Source organism: Streptomyces sp. NPDC001750 (assembly GCF_042892615.1).
Lineage (GTDB): Bacteria > Actinomycetota > Actinomycetes > Streptomycetales > Streptomycetaceae > Streptomyces.
Genome location: NZ_JBIAUE010000003.1, coordinates 58,745 through 74,688, shown reverse-complemented (window position 1 = coordinate 74,688; position 15,944 = coordinate 58,745). Strand labels below are relative to the sequence as shown.

Below are 15,944 nucleotides of genomic sequence, written 5' to 3'. Positions count from 1 at the left end.
GGATCCTTGCCGTTGCGGCAAACGCCGGTACCAGGCGCCCTGCCTCGGCGCGCCGCGCGCTCACGGACCGACGAGCCGGGAACGGATCAGGAACCGCACCCCCTCCGGAGCCTCCAGCGAGAATCCGCTGCCCCGTCCCTCCACCACGTCGACGATCAGCCGGGTGTGCGCCCACACCTCGAACTGACTCCGCGAGATCCAGAAGGGGATGCTCTCCGGCACCCCGTCGACGCGGAGGGAGGCCAGCAGTACGTCGGAGCCACCCGTACGGAACTCGCCGTCCCGGTAGCACATGGGCGCGCTGCCGTCGCAGCAGCCGCCCGACTGATGGAACATCAACGGGCCGTGGGCCGCGCGCAGCCGTCGCAGCAGCTCGGCCGCCGCGGGGGTCAGCTCCACGGCCGCCACCCCGGCGGCGCTCACCGCGGCGTCCCGGCGCCGGGAGACGCCGGTGCGCGCCGGGACGGCGGCAGGTTCCTCGCCGTGTCCCACCGGTTCGTACCGATCCAGTTCATGGCATGTCGGTCCATGTGCGTGTCCCTCCACCTCTGTGCGGGAAACGGGGCGCGGGCGTGACGGCCGTGCGTCTCCCGGCCCGTCCCCGCCCGCGCGGCACGGTCCCGGGCCGACCCCGGTGTCACCGTACTGCAGGACCGGGCCGGGGCCGAGGCCGATGCGACGGTCCCGGCCCCGGCCCGGGAAGACCGTCCGCGCGACCGTACGGGCCACCCGCGCGGACCGGTGCCGCACACGGCGTGGCGCGCGGCGTCGGCAGAATCGAACCGGCCATTTCGAGTTGCCCGCCGCGCCCCGCCCGCACCGGACCGCCCGGGGGACGGCCGTCGGCGCGGGGGACCGGACCGGCCGGAAACAGGGCGCCGACGGCGCGTCAAGCACGGTTCTCGCCAACAGCGGTGGGCCCCCTGCGGAACGGCATGGTGACAGCGGGGCGGGCCCGCTTAGTGTCTGAGGTCGCACAGCGAAGGCATCCCGGCCGGACCACCGGAAGGGCCGACGACCCATCGCACGGGGGGAAGCAGTGACGCCTGTCCGACCCGTCCTCGCGCGGGCCATCCATCGCACTCCCTTACTCCTCCTGGACGTCGCCCACCGGGGCCGGGTTCGGCGTCTGGGACTGAAGCTGGAGGAACACGGCCCCACCGGATCGGTGAAGGACCGCAGCGCCGTCGCCCTCCTGCGGGCGCTGCACGACGAACGGCCGCTCGCCCCCGGCACGGTGGTGGTGGAATCCACCTCCGGCAACCTCGGCCTCGCCCTGGCCCGGCTGCTGCCGGCCATCGACTGCGTGTTCCTGGCCGTGGTCGACCTGAAGACCCCGCACACCACCCTCCGCACGCTCACCGAGCGCGGCGCCCGCACGATCGTCGTCGACGAACCGGACGGCCAGGGCGGATACCTGCTGACCCGGCTGCGCACGGTCCGCGAACTGTGCGCGCGCAACCCCGCCTACCGCTGGCCCAACCAGTACGAGAACCCCGCCGCGCCCGACATCCACCGCCGCACCACCGGCCCCGAGATCACCGAGCAGGCCGGCCCCCGCCTCGGCGCGGTCTACATACCGGTCTCCACCGGCGGCACCCTCGCCGGGATCGGCGCCCACCTGCGGCAACGCCGCCCGGACATCGCCGTCGTCGCCGTGGACGTCACCGGCTCCACGGCCGTCTCGGGCGGCACCGGGCGCCGCCTGATCCCCGGCATAGGAGCCAGCCGGCCCTCCGTGCTGCTGAAGGGTCCGGGCAGCTACGACCGCGCCGTTCGCGTGGACGACATCGAGGCGATCGCCGTCTGCCGCATCCTCGCCGAGGACACGGGCCTCGTGCTCGGCGGATCCAGCGGTTGCGCCGTGCGCGCGCTGCTCAGCGACCAGGACGACGGCCACGCGGACGGCCGGATCGCGGTCTGCCTCGCCGCCGACGGCGGCGAGAAGTACCACGACACCCTCTACTCCGACGACTGGGCGGGCGAGCGGGGCATCGTGAAGGAGATCGCCGCGGCCATGGAACGGCTGCGCCGCGAGGGCCTCTTCTTCGACAGGAAGCACCAGGAGCACTGACCATGGGCACGAGCACCACCACCACTCCCGCCCCGCAGGCGCAGGACTCCGGCTACCGGCAGTTCCTGCCGCTGGTCCAGGGCGCCACGCTGATCGAGTGGACCGGTACGGGACTGTTCCTCGCGGTCTCCACCATCTACTTCGTCAAGGTCGCCCATCTCAGCACCTCCTCCGTCGGCGCCGGGCTGACGATCGGCGGCGCCGTCGCCGTCGCCGCCGCCGTCCCCATCGCGCGGCTGGCCGGGCGATGGGGACCGAAGCCGGTGCTGATCGGGGTGATGCTGCTGCGTGCCCTGGCCACGATCGGCTACCTGTGGGTGGACGGCTGGTGGAGCTTCCTCGTCGTGGTCGCCCTCGTCGCCGTCACAGAGCAGTCCTCGCCCCCGCTCGTGCAGTCGTACGTCGGCGCCCGGGCCCCCGAGAGCCTGCGCGCCAAGGTGATGGCCGTGCAGCGCACCGTCGTCAACCTCGGCATCAGCCTGGGCGGACTGATCGCCGGGGCCGCGCTCGGCTCCGGCGCGCCGGGCGCGTTCCGGCCGTTGCTGATCGGCGGCGCGGTCGCCTACGTCGTGGTCGCCGGGGTGTACGCCACCGCACGGGCGGAGGAGACCGCGGCCACCGCCGACAGCGCCCGGGTCGCCCCGCTCCTCAAGGACCGCGCGCTGCTCGGGTTCACCGCCTACAACGCGCTGGTGTCGCTGTGGATGCCGGTCCTCAACGTGGCGTTCCCGCTGTGGCTCGTCACCGAGACCGATGTACCGGAGCGCTATGTCGGCATCCTGTACGCCGTCAACACCGTGCTGTGCATCGCCCTCCAGTACCCGCTCAACCGCTGCTACGGCACGACCCGCCGGGCGTGGTACTCGTACGCGGCCGCGGCCCTGCTGCTCGCCCTCGGCGCCCTGGCCTTCGCCGCCGCGCCCGGCTTCGGCCGCAACCCGGCCCTGCTGGTGCTCGGCGGCGCGGTCGTCCTGCTGACCTTCGCCGAACTGCTCCAGGTCGGTGCCTCGTGGACGCTGTCCTTCGAGCTGGCACCGCAGGGGGCGCGCAGCGCCTACCTGGTGCTGTTCAACACCAGCCGGACCGTCGCCAACCGGGTCGCCGGTCCGGTGCTCATGACCGGCGTCGTCCTCGCCCTCGGCACGGCCGGGTGGATCGCGCTCGCCTGCGTGCTGCTGCTCGGCGCACTCGTCCCCTTCGCGGTGTTGCGCGGGCCGCGCGCCACCGCCGGCTGAACCACCCCCGCACGCCCTTCCCCGTCAGTATCGGACCTCACGCCAAGGAGCCCCGCCCGCCATGGACTTCGAGCACTATCCCGACAGCCGTTTCCGCTATCTGACCCGTGCGGACGTCATCGAGGCCGCCCGCGGCGTCGACATCGTGACGGCGGTGGCCGAGGCGCTCACCCTGCACTCCGCCGGGCAGTCGGTCCTGCCCGAGGAGGCGTACCTCGGCTGGACCACCCCGGAGGGCGACCAGGCCCGGCTGCTGGCCATGCCCGGCGCGCTCGTCCAGGACGGCCGGCCACCGGTCATCGGCATGAAGACCATCAACGCCTCGATCGGCAACCCCGGCCGCGGCATACCGCGCTCCCAGGGCTTCACACTGCTCCTGGACCCGGAGACCGCCCGCCCCCGCGCACTCATGGAGGCCGCGTACATCAGCGCGATGCGCACAGCGGCGGTCACCGCCCTGGCCGTCCGCCATCTGGCGGTGCCGGAGCCGCGCTCACTGGCGCTGATCGGCTGCGGCGCGCTCGCCCAGGCACACGCGGCGCTGCTGCTGGAGACCGTGCCCACCCTGCACCGGATCGCCCTGTACGACCTGGCGCCCGAGCGTGCGAAGGCCGTCGCCGCGTACATCGCCTCGCTCCCCGGGGCCGCGGGCATCGAGACCGTGCTCGCCGAGGACCCGCGCGAGGCCGTGCGGGACGCCGAACTCGTCGTGCCCGTCACCACGGTGACCGAGGGCTACATCGAGCCCGACTGGCTGAGGCCGGGCGCCCTGGTGTGCCACGTGTCGCTCGACGACCTCACCGAGGCGGCCGTGCTCGCCGCCGGCACCGTGATCGTCGACGACTGGAGCCTGGTCCGCGACGACCCGCGCCGGCTGCTGGGACGCATGCACCGGGCCGGCACCCTGCTCGGCCCCGACGGCACCCCGCGCGAGGGCGTCACCGCGCGCCCCGGCGCCCGCCGTGTCGACGGCACCCTCGGCGACGTGCTGACCGGCCGCCACCCGGGCCGCCGCGACCCGGAGGAGACCGTGATCAGCAACCCGTTCGGCATGTCGATCCTCGACGTGGCCGTCGCCGACAGCGTCCTCGCCCGTGCCGAAGCCGTCGGCGTGGGCGCCCGGCTCACACTCTGAAGGGGATCCGCATGACGATCGACCGGAACGTCCAGGAGATCAACCGCACCATGTGGTCGTACGGCGAGTACCGGCACGTCGCCGACCTGCTGCGGCCCGGGGCCGGCGAACTCGTGGACCGGCTCGCCCCCGCACCGGGCACCCGCCACCTCGACGTCGCCACCGGCAACGGGAACGTCGCCCTGCTGACCGCCCTGCGCGGCTGCGCCGTCACCGGCCTCGACCTCACCGACGAGTTCTTCCCCGATGCCCGCGAAAGGTTCGCGCAGGCCGGTGTCGAGGTGCAGCTGCACCGTGGCGACGCCCAGGAACTCCCCTTTCCCGACGCCTCGTTCGACCTGGTCACCTCCACCTACGGGATCCAGTTCGCGCCCGACCACGCCGCCTCGTCGGGCGAGATGGCCCGGGTGCTGCGGCCCGGCGGCCGGATCGGCATGTGCAACTGGACGGCCCGCAGCTGGACCGCCCACTTCCAGGAGATTCTCTCCGCCTACTTCCCCTCGCCCAACGGGCACCAAGGACAGCCCATGCTGTGGGGCTCCCCGGACTACCTCGCCGAACTGCTCGGCCCCGAGTTCACCGTCACCGCCGAACGCCGGGAACTCTTCTACCCGTTCGCCACCGCCGAGGACCTGGTCGCCTTCTTCGAGAACTGCTTCGGCCCCTGCATCGCGGCCAGGAACACCATCTCGCCGCCCTCGCGCTGGAAGGAACTGCGGGCGGAGATGGCCGAGATGACCGAGGGCTTCCACACCACCGACGCACGCGGCACGGGCGTGCCCGTCGAATACCTGCTCGTCGTCGCCGAGAAGAAGGGGGCCAGGTGACCGGCATACCCGGGCACTACCCGGCGCTCCCGCTGGCCGAAGGGGCCCGGGACGCCGCGGCCGCCGCCGCGCTCACCCGGAGCGAACCCTACGAACTCGGCGAAGGAGTCCACGCGTACGTCGAGCGGCACGCGCGGGCGCACCCGGACCGCACGGCCGTCGAGGACGGCGACACCACGATCGGCTACGCCGCACTCGCGGACCGCGCCCGCCGCATGGCCGGGCACCTGGCCGCCACCGGGGTCTCGGCGGGCCGGATCGTCGCGGTCGGCGGCCGACGCGGCGGCGACGTCGTCACCGCCCTCCTGGCGCTGGAACTGCTGGGAGCCGTCTACCTGCCCCTCGACGCGAGCTGGCCCGCCGGCCGCGTCGAGTCCCTCCTCACCGACAGCGGCGCCGTCCTCCTGCTCACCACCGGCGGACCCGAGGACCACGGCGAACTGGTCAAGGGGGCACGCGCCGCGGGCGTCCCCACCACGACCCCCCGACTGGCGGACACCCCCTGCACCCGGACCGCCCCGCCCGCCCCCGACGAGGTGCGCTACGTCCTCTACACCTCCGGCTCGACCGGCCGCCCCAAGGCCGCCGTCGTCGAGCACCGGGGCATGCTCAACCACCTCTGGGCCAAGGCCGACGACCTCGCCCTCACCGCCGACGACCGGCTCGCCCAGACCGCGCCGCTGGCCTTCGACATCTCCGTCTGGCAGATGCTCGCCCCGTTCCTCGTCGGCGGCCGGGTACAGGTCCTCGACGACGAGCGGGCCCAGGACGGCGCCTTGCTGCTGGCGGAGGTGCGGCGGCGCGGAACCACCGTCCTGGAGACCGTGCCCACCCTGATCCGCTTCCTGCTCGACGCCCACGACGCCGAGGGAGTCCGGCCCGGGGCACTGCGCTGGATGATCGCCACCGGCGAGGAACTGCCGCCCGCCCTCGCCGCGCGCTGGCACGACACCATGCCCGGCATCCGGCTCCTCAACGCCTACGGCCCCACCGAGTGCTCCGACGACGTCACCCACGCCGTACTCGGCAGGCCCGCCGCCGACACCCGCCACCTGCCGATCGGTTCGCCCGTCGGGAACGCCGCCCTGTACGTGCTGCGCCCCGAGGACGGGCTGTGGCACGCCTGCGCGCACGGCGAGACGGGAGAACTCTTCGTCGGCGGCCCCGTCGTAGGCCGGGGCTACCTCGGCGACCCGGAGCGCACCGCCCGCGCCTTCTTCACCGACCCCTTCGGCGACGGCGACGGGCGCCTCTATCGCACCGGGGACGCGGTGCGCGTGCTGCCCGACGGCCAACTGGAGTACCTGGGCCGGGTCGACCGCCAGGTCAAGCTCGGCGGCGTGCGCATGGAACTCGCGGAGATCGAGGCCGTGCTCGGCGGCCACCCCTCGGTCGCCGCCTGCGCCGTCACCGTCCACACCCCGGACGACGACGGCGCCCTGGTGGCCCGCGAGAGCGCCCACACCCCGGCGGCCGGCCGAACGCCCCGCCTCGTCGCCTACCTCACCACCGCCGGGGACGAGGCACCCGAAGCGGCACTCCGCGCCCACCTGGCCGAACGGCTCCCCGCACCGATGGTGCCGCACACCTTCGTCGCCCTGCCCCGCATCCCGCTCACCCGCAACGGGAAGACCGATTACAAGGCGCTCCCGGCACCCCCGCGCCGCAGCCGCCCCGACGACCGCCCCTACACCCCGCCGCGCGACGCGACGGAGACCGCGATCGCGGCCCTCGTCGCGGAAGTCCTCGGCACCGGGCGGGTCGGCCGCGACGACTCGTTCCTGGCGCTGGGCGGCGACTCGCTCCAGGCCATGCGTCTGGTCGCGGCACTGCGCCGGACAGGATCCTCGGCGGCCCTGCGCGACGTGCTGCGCGACGGCAGCCCCGCCGCGCTCGCCGCACTCGCCGGGCCCGGCGAGCGCCACGAGCCGACGGAGGACCCCCGCGCACGGCCGACGGACCCGCACGCCCCCCGCACCCGCGCGCTCACCCCGCAGCAGGCCGGGGTCTACTTCCACTGGCGGCTCGACCCCCTCAGCCCCTACTACAGCTACCAGGGCTCACTGGAACTGGACGGCCCCCTGGAAGTGCCCCGGCTGGCCGGGGCCTGGCGGCAACTGCTCGCCGAGAACCCCCAGCTCCTCGCCCGGTTCGCGGAGACCGACGAGCCCGGCACACAGGAAGTGGTGCAGCACTACCCGCACTGGGACGTGCCCCTGTCCGGCCGGGTGCGCGAGACCACCGAGGAGGGGTTCCGGGCGACGGCGTCGCGGGAGGCGGCCAGACCCTTCGACCTCCTGACCGAACCGGCCCTGCGCGCCGAGCTGTTCCGGCTGCCCGGCGGACAGCACCGGCTGCTCGTCACCATGCACGAACTGCTCCTCGACGGCTGGGGTGCCACCGTACTGTTCCAACGCCTCGCCGAACTCTACGAACGACGCCCCGCCGCGCCCGACCCGGAACGCGCCGCCCGCTACGACCGTTACCTCGACCACCTGGAGGCCCGGCTGGCCACCGAGGAGGTCGCCGAGGCGGGGGAGTACTGGCAGCGCCGGCTCGAGGGCGAACTCCCCGCACTCCAGATAGCGCAGAAGCCGCGCCCCGTCGCGCCCACCTACCGGGGCGGCATCACCGAGGCGGTGCTCGACGAGGACCTGACGCGGCGGCTGCGCGACACCGCGCTGTCCGCCTCCGCCACCGTCTTCGTGCCGCTGCTCGCCGCGTACGCGCTGGCCCTCGGCTACTACTCCGACGCCGACGAGGTGATCGTCGGCGCGCCGATGGCGGGCCGGGAACGGCCGGAGGCCGCCGAGGTCCCGGCGTTCACCCTCGCCATGCTGCCGCTGCGGCTGCCCGTCGACCCGTCCGTCACCCTCGCCGACTTCACCGCCCGGGTCGCTAAGACGGTCTACGACGCGTACGCCGCCGCCGAGTACCCGTTCTCCTGGACCTTGCGACGGCTGCCCGCGGCCTCCCGCAGCTCCGCGGCGACACCGGTCTTCCAGACGATGCTGAACATGCTGCCGTACCCGGCCCGCGCCACCACCGCCGCGGGCGTCGGCTTCCGCTTCGTCGAACTGGACACCGGATTCACCAAATACGACTGCGCGCTCTACGTCCAGCCGCACGGCCCCGAGCGGCTGCTGCTCCAGTACGCCCACCAGCAGGACCTGCTCGATGCGACGGCTGCCCGCAACGTACTGGAGTCCACCCTGATCGCGCTGCGCGCCCTGACCGATCCCGGGCGCGCGCGGCACACCACCATCCGCTCCCTCGACCTGCTGCCCGGAGGCGACCACCGATGACCTCGCCGACCTTGCTGGAACGCTTCGCCGAGCAGGTGGCGGCCCGCCCCCGGGCCGTAGCCCTGCGCCACAGCGGCACCACCCTCACCTACCGCGAACTCGACGACTGGAGCGGCAGGCTCGCCGCCCGGCTCGCCGCCCGGGGCACCGGCCCCGGCAGCCTGGTGGCCCTCGCCGCGCAGCGCGGCCCCGCCGCCGTCGCCGGAGTCCTCGCCGTGCTCAAGACCGGGGCCGCCTACCTCGGACTGGACCCCGCGATCCCCGTGCGACGCCAGCGCCGCATGGTGGAGGAGACCGGACCGCACTGCGTGCTGGCCGAACCCGGACTCGACCAGTTCCCCACCCTGGACGCCCCGCGCGTCACGCTCGCCCCCCTCACCGACGGCCCGCTGCACCAGCAACCCGAGGAGGAGCCCGACGACGACGCCCTCTTCCACATCGTCTACACCTCCGGCACCACCGGGAACCCCAAGGGCGTGCGCGTCAGCAGGCGTTCGGTGCGCGGCCGACTGGAGTGGATGTGGCAGGACCACCCGTTCCCCGGGAACGCGGTGCTGGCCGTCCAGAAGTCCCTCGCCCTCGTCGCCTCGCCCTGGGAAATCCTGGGCGGACTGCTCCGGGGCGTCCCGTCCGTCGTGCTCGGCACCGACGAACTCCTCGACCCGGTCCTGTTCGCCGCCGCCGTCCACCGGGAGCGGATCACCCACCTCTTCCTGACCCCGCACCTGATCGCGGGTCTGCTGGAGGAGAGCGCGAAACAGTCCGACCGCCACCAGCCCGTCCTGGTCACCAGCGGCGCCGACACCCTGCCCGTCGACACCGTCCTGCGGCTGCGCGAGGTCTGGCCGGACGCCACCCTGCTCAACCTGTACGGCATGACGGAGACCGCCTCCAACGTCGCCGCGTACGACACCGCGGCGCTTCCCGCGGACGCCGAACGCGTGCCCGTCGGCACCCCCGTGGCGGGGGCCTCGCTCTCCGTCCGCGACCGGCTCGGCCGACGGCTGCCGCCCGGCACGACCGGCGAGGTATGGGTCTGCGGACCGCCGCTCGCCCTCGGCTATCTCGGCGGCGACGGCGAGGACCGCTTCGTCACGGACGACGACGGCGTGCGGCACTACCGGACCGGCGACCGGGGCCGGCTGCTCCCGGACGGCGCGCTGGAGATCACCGGCCGCACCGACAACCAGATCAAGATCCGCGGCTACCGCGTCGAACTGGAGGAGATCGAGGCCACCCTCCGCAAGGCACCGGGCGTCACCGACGCCGGGGCCTACGCCGAGACCGAGGACGGCGAGGCACGCGTAGTCGCCTGCTGCACGGCCGACGAGGAGATCGCCCCCGCCGCCCTGCGGGGATACCTGCGCGACCGGCTGCCCGACTACATGCTCCCCGCCCGCGTCCAGCAGGTCCCGACGCTCCCCGTGAGCACCAACGGCAAGCTCGACCGTACCGCCCTGCGCGCCCTCGTGAACGGCATCGGACGGGAACGGACGACCGGCTTCACCCCGTCCGACGCCACCGAGGCCGCCGTCGCCGCCCTGTGGGAGGAACTGCTCGGCGCACCGCCCGCCTCGGCCGACCAGAACTTCTTCGACGCGGGCGGCCACTCCCTGCTCGCCGTACGGCTCGCCAACCGGCTGGTGGCGACGGCCGGCCGGCGCGTACCCCTGCGCCGCATCCTCGGCGCGCCCACCGTCACCGCCATCGCCGCGCTGTGCCGCGAGACCCCGCAGGAGGACCAGGCATGAGCACCCCCTGGCTCGGCATACCGGAGAACGAACCGGAGGGCGGGGGGACGACCGGCACGCTCGTGGTCTGCTTCGCCCCCACCGGCGCCCACGGCTCGACCTTCGCGGGCTGGCGCGGTCGGCTCCCCGCGGACACCGCGCTCGCCCTGGTCACACCGCCGGGACGGGGCACCCGCATCGACGAGGAACCGGTCGTCGACATGGCCGTCTACGCGGACGCCGTGGCGGCCGAGGTGCGCGCGGCGCGCAACGGGCGGCGCCTGGTGCTGATCGGAGTCAGCCTCGGTGCGCTGCTGGCGTACGAGACGTGCGGCCGGCTGCTCGACGCCGGGGTGCCGGTCGCACGGCTGTGCGCGGTGGCCGGACAGTGCCCCGGCGACTTCCACGGCGACGGCGACGAGGTCACCGTCGAGGACGCGCGCGCCTTCGTCGCCGGGACCGGGCTGACCGATCCCGAACTCCTGGCCGACCCCGAGTTCGAGGAGGTGCTGCTGCCTCCCGTCATCGCCGACCTGCGGCTGTCCGGACGCTACGACGGCGGCCGGACCCCCGTGCCCGACGTCGAACTGCGCGCCGTGTGGGCCGCCGACGACCCGCACGTGCCCGAGGTGACGGTGCGCCGCTGGGCCGACTGGACCCGGGGCACGTGCACCTTCCGGTCCGTCGAGGGCGGGCACTACGCCCACCAGGAGAACCCGGACGCGGTCATCTCCGCCTGCCTGGACGGCCTCGTCGGCACCCGCCCGTCCCGTCGGTCCGTCCTCGGAGCCGGTGCGACGGCCGTCGCGGGGACGCTGCTGGGCCTGGGCGCGGCCACCGCCGCCGCGCCCCGCGCCTCGGCCGCCGTGCGCACCACGGGCGCGGCGGTCTTCGACGGCGACCCCACCGACCCCGTGGAGCTCGCCGTCGCCATGATCCGTCAGGACACCAGCAACCCCGGCGACGGAGCGCTCACCGAGCCGTACGCCCGGATGCTCCAGGACATCTTCCGGGCCGCCGGGATCGCCACCGAGATCGTGCCCACCCCCAAGGACGGCAACGTTCACTTCTTCGCACGCGTGCCCGGCAGCGGGACGGCCCGGGAGAAGCCACTGGTCCTGCTCGGCCACTCCGACGTCGTGCCCGCCATCGGCGACGCCTGGACCACGGACCCGTTCGCCGGCGAGATCAAGGACGGCAAGCTGTACGGCCGCGGCGCGCTCGACATGAAGGGCGTCAACGCTGCCTTCGTCGCCGCCCTGCTGCGGCACGTCCGCGAGGGCGCGGCCTTCGACCGCGACATCGTGTTCTGGTCCGACTGCGACGAGGAACAAGGACCCTACGGGGTGCGCTGGTTCCTCACCGAGCATCCCGGCAGGGTCGAGGCGGGCGCGGTCATCACCGAGGGCGGCTGGGTCCTCGACCAGCGCGACGGCAGCACCCCCATGATCGCCTCCCTCACCTGCAACGACAAACGGTCCCTGTTGCTGCGGCTGGAGACCTCCTCGTACGCCACCCACACGTCCAAGCCGTTCACCGGGCAGGCCGTGATCCGGCTGGGGGAGGTGCTGGAGCAACTGGGGGACTGGCGGGCCCACATCCGCCCCAACGCGCTGTCCGTGCGCTACTTCGCCGAACTCGCCGAGGCCACCACGGACCGACAACTCGCCGAGGCCGTCCGGCAGATGCTCGCCGCCCGCGGCGAACAGGAGCGGGACCGGGCCGGTGAAGCGGTGATCCGGCTCAGCGCGACACCGGAACTGCACAACGCGATGCTGCGGACCACCCTCGCCTTCACCGCGGCCCGGTCCGGCTACTACCCGAGCATCGTGCCCGGCACGGCGACCGCTGAGTTCCGCGCCGCCTTCCTCCCCGGCGCCGACGACCCCGGCCGGATCGTCGCCGAACTGCGCTCCCTGATCGGCAACCGGGCGACACTGACCGTCGTGGGGAACCCCGGCGAGAGCGAGCAGCAGGCACTGGACCGGCTGCGCGGCTACCTCGCCACGCCCGACTCCACGCACGACACGGACGTCTTCCGCGCCTGGCAGGCGGCCGTGCGCCGCACGCACCCCGGAACGAGGGCCACCGCCTGCCAGTTCGAGGCGGTCACCAGCGCCGTCCCGTTCCGGGAGCAGAACATCCCCGTCTACGGCATGTATCCGTTCACGGTGGACCGGGACATGCTCAAACGCATGCACGGAACCGACGAGCACATCGGCGTCGAGGCCCTGCGGCGGGGCACCGACACCGTCTACCACCTGCTCGCCGGACTGCGCACCGGTACCTGACTCCAGCACACCGTACGGGCGTGTCCCCGGCCACGCCCGTACGTCCGGTACGCCGCACCGGCTGTCGGCGGGAGGGCCGGGGCAGGGCACCCGGACCCGGTCGAGGGAGCGTTCGACCGCCCGTTTCCAGTCCTCGTACCGCTCGGAGCGCCGTTCGTCGTCCCACCGCGGTTCCCAACGCCTCGACTCCCGCCAGTGCTCCCGCAACCCGCCCTCGTCCTGCCAGAATCCGACGCCGTCATCTCTCCGTCGGCGTCGGGATGCTGCCCTCCGGCTCCGGTTCCGCGGCGGGGATGAATCGGCCGACGAGGTACTTGTAGAGAAAGGCGCCGACCGGGCCGCCCACGAGCGGGCCCACGATCGGCACCCAGAAGTAGAGGTTCCCGTACTGGTCCCGCCACGCCTCCCCATAACCCGTCAGGAAACTCGCCAGTCTGGGCCCGAGGTCGCGGGCTGGATTGATCGCGTATCCGGCATTGGTGCCGAATGCCATGCCGATGGCCACCACGACGAGCCCCACGATGAACGGACTGAGATTGGCGCCCGGTGGCGTGTTGAGCAGATCCGTGACCGCGAAGATCAGCAGGACCAGAATGGCGGTTCCGATGATCTGGTCCCGCAGCGCTCCCCATTCGGTGACGGGGAGTGCGGTATTGCCGTTGGCGGGCAGGGTCGAGAAGACGCCTTGTGTTTTGATGGTGTGTCCGGGATCCGCTCTCGCCAGTGCCTCGGTGTAATTCCAGCGCACCACCAGTGCGGCGACGAAGGCGCCCGCCAGTTGTGCGAGGGAATAGGGTGCGACCTTCCTCCAGGGGAAATCCTTGAACGCCGCGAGCGAGAGCGTCACGGCCGGATTGAGGTGAGCACCGCTCAGTCGGCCCGCCACATAGATGCCCAGGGTGACTCCGAGCCCCCAGGCCCAGGCGATGCTGTCGTGGTTTCCGAGTCCGCCCGGCGGGTCGGTGAGCGCGCCGCCGGCCGCGACCTGGGCCACCACCCCACAGCCGAAGAGAATGAGAATCAGCGTTCCGGCGAATTCCGCCGCGAGTTCCCCGCCGAGTCCCGACAACCCGCGCCGTTCCATGGAGATCTCGCTTCCTGTCGGGTCACGGCGGTTGGCGGCATTGATCCAGATCTGAGCGTAGGTGTGCGGGTCTGCTTCCGCACGCGGTGCTGCGGCGGTGGTGTGAGGACGGTCCTCTGCCCGTCCCGCCGGGCCGGACGGCTCCCGGTGCCGGGGTGCCACGCAGCCCGGGACGCGGGTGTTCCACGGTGGCGAGGGCCTGCAAGGCGGTCGCCATGTGCGCGGTCCCGTACCTGCCCGGCGCGGGGTCCGCTCCATGCGCTGACGTACGCCGCGGGCGGCTGGGAGTCCGGGCGGGAAGGGAGAGGGCCCTGGGGACCGGACGTTGGACGTGGACCTCTCGACGGTGGTCGCCGCTCTCGGGACGGCGGTGATCGGGCAGGTGCTGGACGGCGCCTCGCTGATCGTCGTCTTCGTGACGCCCGGCGCCCCGGAGGCACTGGCCACCGCGCGGACTGCCGAGTCGGTGCGCGGTCTGTTCGATCTCGGGCCCGCGGCGGCGACGCGGCCGGGTGAGGGCGACACCGAGGAGGTGGTGCCCGCCGGGCGGCTGAGGGCCGGGGACATGACCCTGGCCTCGCCGCGGCGGCCGAGCGCCCCGGCGAGCATCCCCGACGTGGGCCGTCGTCGTCGCGGGCCGCTCCCGTGACCTCGTGCGGCCCGCCCGTGAAGGACTTCCCTCCGAGCCCGGCACCGGCGCGTCGCCGCCACCGTGGACGGCCGTGCCCTCGCCGTCGACAGCCCCGGCTGGACCCGCCCGCACGGCCGGAGGAGGACGGCCGCACCGCCGCCGTGCTGGTCGCCCGCGACGGCGCCCCGGTCGGCCTCCTCGGTGTGGCCGACCGGCCACGCGACGACGCCCGGGTCCGCATGCCCGGCTTGTGGGGGCGTTCAGGTGTTCCGTGCCGAAGACGCACGTGACTGGTTCCGACGTTCACCCGACAGAACGAAGAGATGTCCCTTTTGCTCACATTTGAAGTGAGTTGCAAATTTAGCCGGTAAGGCCGCTTTCGGTAATTGTTGCGCCGTTTGAGGGGTGGGCGGAATGTCCCTTTTGTCGCTTCGTGGTGTGAGTCACGTAAAGACCCGCCGGAGGGTCGGTCCGCGATTCGGCTCCCCTTGTCGCGCAAGGCGAGTCGAGTTCGATCTGTGAGGTGGATTACTGCGAATTCCATGAATTGATCATGTGAATCAATTGTGATCAAAAAATTCGGGCTTGTTCCGCTCCGCTTTTCTCGCCTACGGTCACCGTCAATCCGGACGGAACGCCGAATCCTGCCGCCGTCCGAGAAACCCGACCCACTTGTCCACGGCAGGAGCGGGGGAACCAGGTAGGCCGCCGGTCCGGTATCCGGAACGGCTCGGGGTGAAGTCGCATTCTGTGCGGCCAGACATCTCCAGTCTGAACCCGACAGCTCACCTCGCAGGCGACGGAGAGGAATTCACCATGACCGCAACGGGTACGTACCGTCGCCGCTCGTCCACCCTCCGGACCCGTGGCCTCATCGCCGCGGCCACGGGCGGAGTCGCCCTGGTGCTTCCGCTGATCGGAGCGGGTTTCGCCTCGGCCGCCCCGGCCCAGGCCGCCACCACCGAAAAGGCCGCGGTGCCGGCCGCCGTCACCGGAAGTGTTTCCCCGCAGAAGGCAGCGATCGTCACGCATTCCGTGATCTCCGGGGACACCCTTTCCAAGATCGCGCAGAGCTACGCCGTCGCAGGCGGCTGGCAGAAGCTGTACGAGGGCAACCGGGAGATCATCGGGAGCAATCCCTCCCTCATTCGCCCGGGGATGAAGCTGGCCGTCGGTGCCGAGTCCGAGGCCGCCACCGGTGCCTCCGGCGCTTCGTCCGCGACCGTCACCGCCGCGCCGGTCTCCTACGCGGACAACCTGGACGGCTGGATCAGGGAGTCGCTGGCCATCATGGCCCGGCACGGCATTCCCGGCAGCTACGACGGCATCCACCGCAACGTCATGCGTGAGTCCTCCGGCAACCCCAGGGCCATCAACAACTGGGACTCGAACGCCGTCGCCGGAACGCCGTCCAAGGGCCTGCTCCAGGTCATCGACCCGACGTTCCGCGCCTACCACGTGCCGGGCACGCCGTTCGACAGCTACGACCCGGTCGCCAACATCACGGCCGCGTGCAACTACGCCGCCGACAAGTACGGCTCCATCGACAACGTCTTCGGCGCCTACTGACCCATGCCGGCCCGGCCCCGTGCCGGTACGACGCGACGGGATGCGCCCCTCTGGAAGCCGCAC

General features: G+C 72.9%; 11 protein-coding genes and 1 riboswitch. Of the genes, 9 read left to right on the top strand and 2 right to left on the bottom strand.

Annotated features, from left to right (window positions below; translation table 11 throughout):
- Positions 1-60: 60 nt before the first annotated feature.
- Positions 61-399 (bottom strand): DUF779 domain-containing protein, encoded by a 339-nt coding sequence (locus ACFYY6_RS06495; RefSeq protein WP_386608521.1) that lies wholly within the window; start codon positions 397-399, stop codon positions 61-63.
- Positions 400-1,039: 640 nt separating this feature from the next.
- On the opposite strand from ACFYY6_RS06495, the gene ACFYY6_RS06490 reads away from it, so the two are divergent.
- The 7 genes from ACFYY6_RS06490 (at position 1,040) to ACFYY6_RS06460 (ending at position 12,597) form a co-directional block, all read left to right on the top strand.
- Complete coding sequence (locus ACFYY6_RS06490; protein ID WP_388651338.1) at positions 1,040-2,074, top strand: pyridoxal-phosphate dependent enzyme; 1,035 nt, start codon at positions 1,040-1,042, stop codon at positions 2,072-2,074.
- Between the two features lie 2 nt (positions 2,075-2,076).
- Positions 2,077-3,309: an MFS transporter gene (locus tag ACFYY6_RS06485; RefSeq protein WP_386608495.1), complete on the top strand. Its 1,233-nt coding sequence runs from the start codon at positions 2,077-2,079 to the stop codon at positions 3,307-3,309.
- 61 nt (positions 3,310-3,370) lie between these two features.
- A complete protein-coding gene (locus tag ACFYY6_RS06480; protein WP_389191912.1) occupies positions 3,371-4,444 on the top strand; it encodes an ornithine cyclodeaminase family protein in 1,074 nt (357 codons plus the stop codon).
- Positions 4,445-4,455: 11 nt separating this feature from the next.
- Positions 4,456-5,271 carry a class I SAM-dependent methyltransferase gene (locus ACFYY6_RS06475; RefSeq protein ID WP_351523563.1) on the top strand — a complete coding sequence of 272 codons (816 nt, stop codon included), beginning with the start codon at positions 4,456-4,458 and terminating at the stop codon, positions 5,269-5,271.
- Entirely contained in the window at positions 5,268-8,576 is a 3,309-nt protein-coding gene (locus ACFYY6_RS06470) for an amino acid adenylation domain-containing protein (RefSeq protein ID WP_389191909.1), read from the top strand. The genes ACFYY6_RS06475 and ACFYY6_RS06470 overlap by 4 nt, the downstream gene beginning before the upstream one ends.
- Entirely contained in the window at positions 8,573-10,327 is a 1,755-nt protein-coding gene (locus ACFYY6_RS06465) for an amino acid adenylation domain-containing protein (protein WP_389191906.1), read from the top strand. Before ACFYY6_RS06470 ends, ACFYY6_RS06465 begins: the two co-directional genes overlap by 4 nt.
- Positions 10,324-12,597, top strand: a complete 2,274-nt coding sequence (locus ACFYY6_RS06460) for a M20/M25/M40 family metallo-hydrolase (RefSeq protein ID WP_386608498.1) — start codon at positions 10,324-10,326, stop codon at positions 12,595-12,597. The genes ACFYY6_RS06465 and ACFYY6_RS06460 overlap by 4 nt, the downstream gene beginning before the upstream one ends.
- 238 nt (positions 12,598-12,835) lie before the next feature.
- Here the strand turns inward: ACFYY6_RS06460 and ACFYY6_RS06455 are convergent, their stop codons facing one another.
- The gene (locus ACFYY6_RS06455) at positions 12,836-13,681 is read right to left on the bottom strand and encodes an MIP/aquaporin family protein (protein ID WP_351632193.1); all 846 of its coding nucleotides are present in this window, start codon (positions 13,679-13,681) and stop codon (positions 12,836-12,838) included.
- Between the two features lie 331 nt (positions 13,682-14,012).
- Here ACFYY6_RS06455 and ACFYY6_RS06450 point away from each other — a divergent pair, with 331 nt between their 5' ends.
- Both ACFYY6_RS06450 and ACFYY6_RS06445 read left to right on the top strand, forming a co-directional pair.
- Positions 14,013-14,330, top strand: coding sequence for a hypothetical protein (locus tag ACFYY6_RS06450; RefSeq protein ID WP_386608499.1), 318 nt, complete (start codon positions 14,013-14,015; stop codon positions 14,328-14,330).
- Positions 14,331-14,937: 607 nt separating this feature from the next.
- A riboswitch (cyclic di-AMP (ydaO/yuaA leader) is annotated at positions 14,938-15,124 on the top strand.
- A gap of 4 nt (positions 15,125-15,128) precedes the next feature.
- Positions 15,129-15,881 (top strand): LysM peptidoglycan-binding domain-containing protein, encoded by a 753-nt coding sequence (locus tag ACFYY6_RS06445; RefSeq protein ID WP_351523573.1) that lies wholly within the window; start codon positions 15,129-15,131, stop codon positions 15,879-15,881.
- Positions 15,882-15,944: the final 63 nt, after the last annotated feature.

Bases quoted from the DNA above. Each gene is read 5' to 3' on its own strand.
- ACFYY6_RS06485 (WP_386608495.1), top strand. From the start codon at position 2,077: ATGGGCACGAGCACCACCACCACTCCCGCCCCGCAGGCGCAGGACTCC.
- ACFYY6_RS06480 (WP_389191912.1), top strand. From the start codon at position 3,371: ATGGACTTCGAGCACTATCCCGACAGCCGTTTCCGCTATCTGACCCGT.
- ACFYY6_RS06475 (WP_351523563.1), top strand. From the start codon at position 4,456: ATGACGATCGACCGGAACGTCCAGGAGATCAACCGCACCATGTGGTCG.
- ACFYY6_RS06465 (WP_389191906.1), top strand. From the start codon at position 8,573: ATGACCTCGCCGACCTTGCTGGAACGCTTCGCCGAGCAGGTGGCGGCC.
- ACFYY6_RS06460 (WP_386608498.1), top strand. From the start codon at position 10,324: ATGAGCACCCCCTGGCTCGGCATACCGGAGAACGAACCGGAGGGCGGG.
- ACFYY6_RS06455 (WP_351632193.1), bottom strand. From the start codon at position 13,681: ATGGAACGGCGCGGGTTGTCGGGACTCGGCGGGGAACTCGCGGCGGAA.
- ACFYY6_RS06445 (WP_351523573.1), top strand. From the start codon at position 15,129: ATGACCGCAACGGGTACGTACCGTCGCCGCTCGTCCACCCTCCGGACC.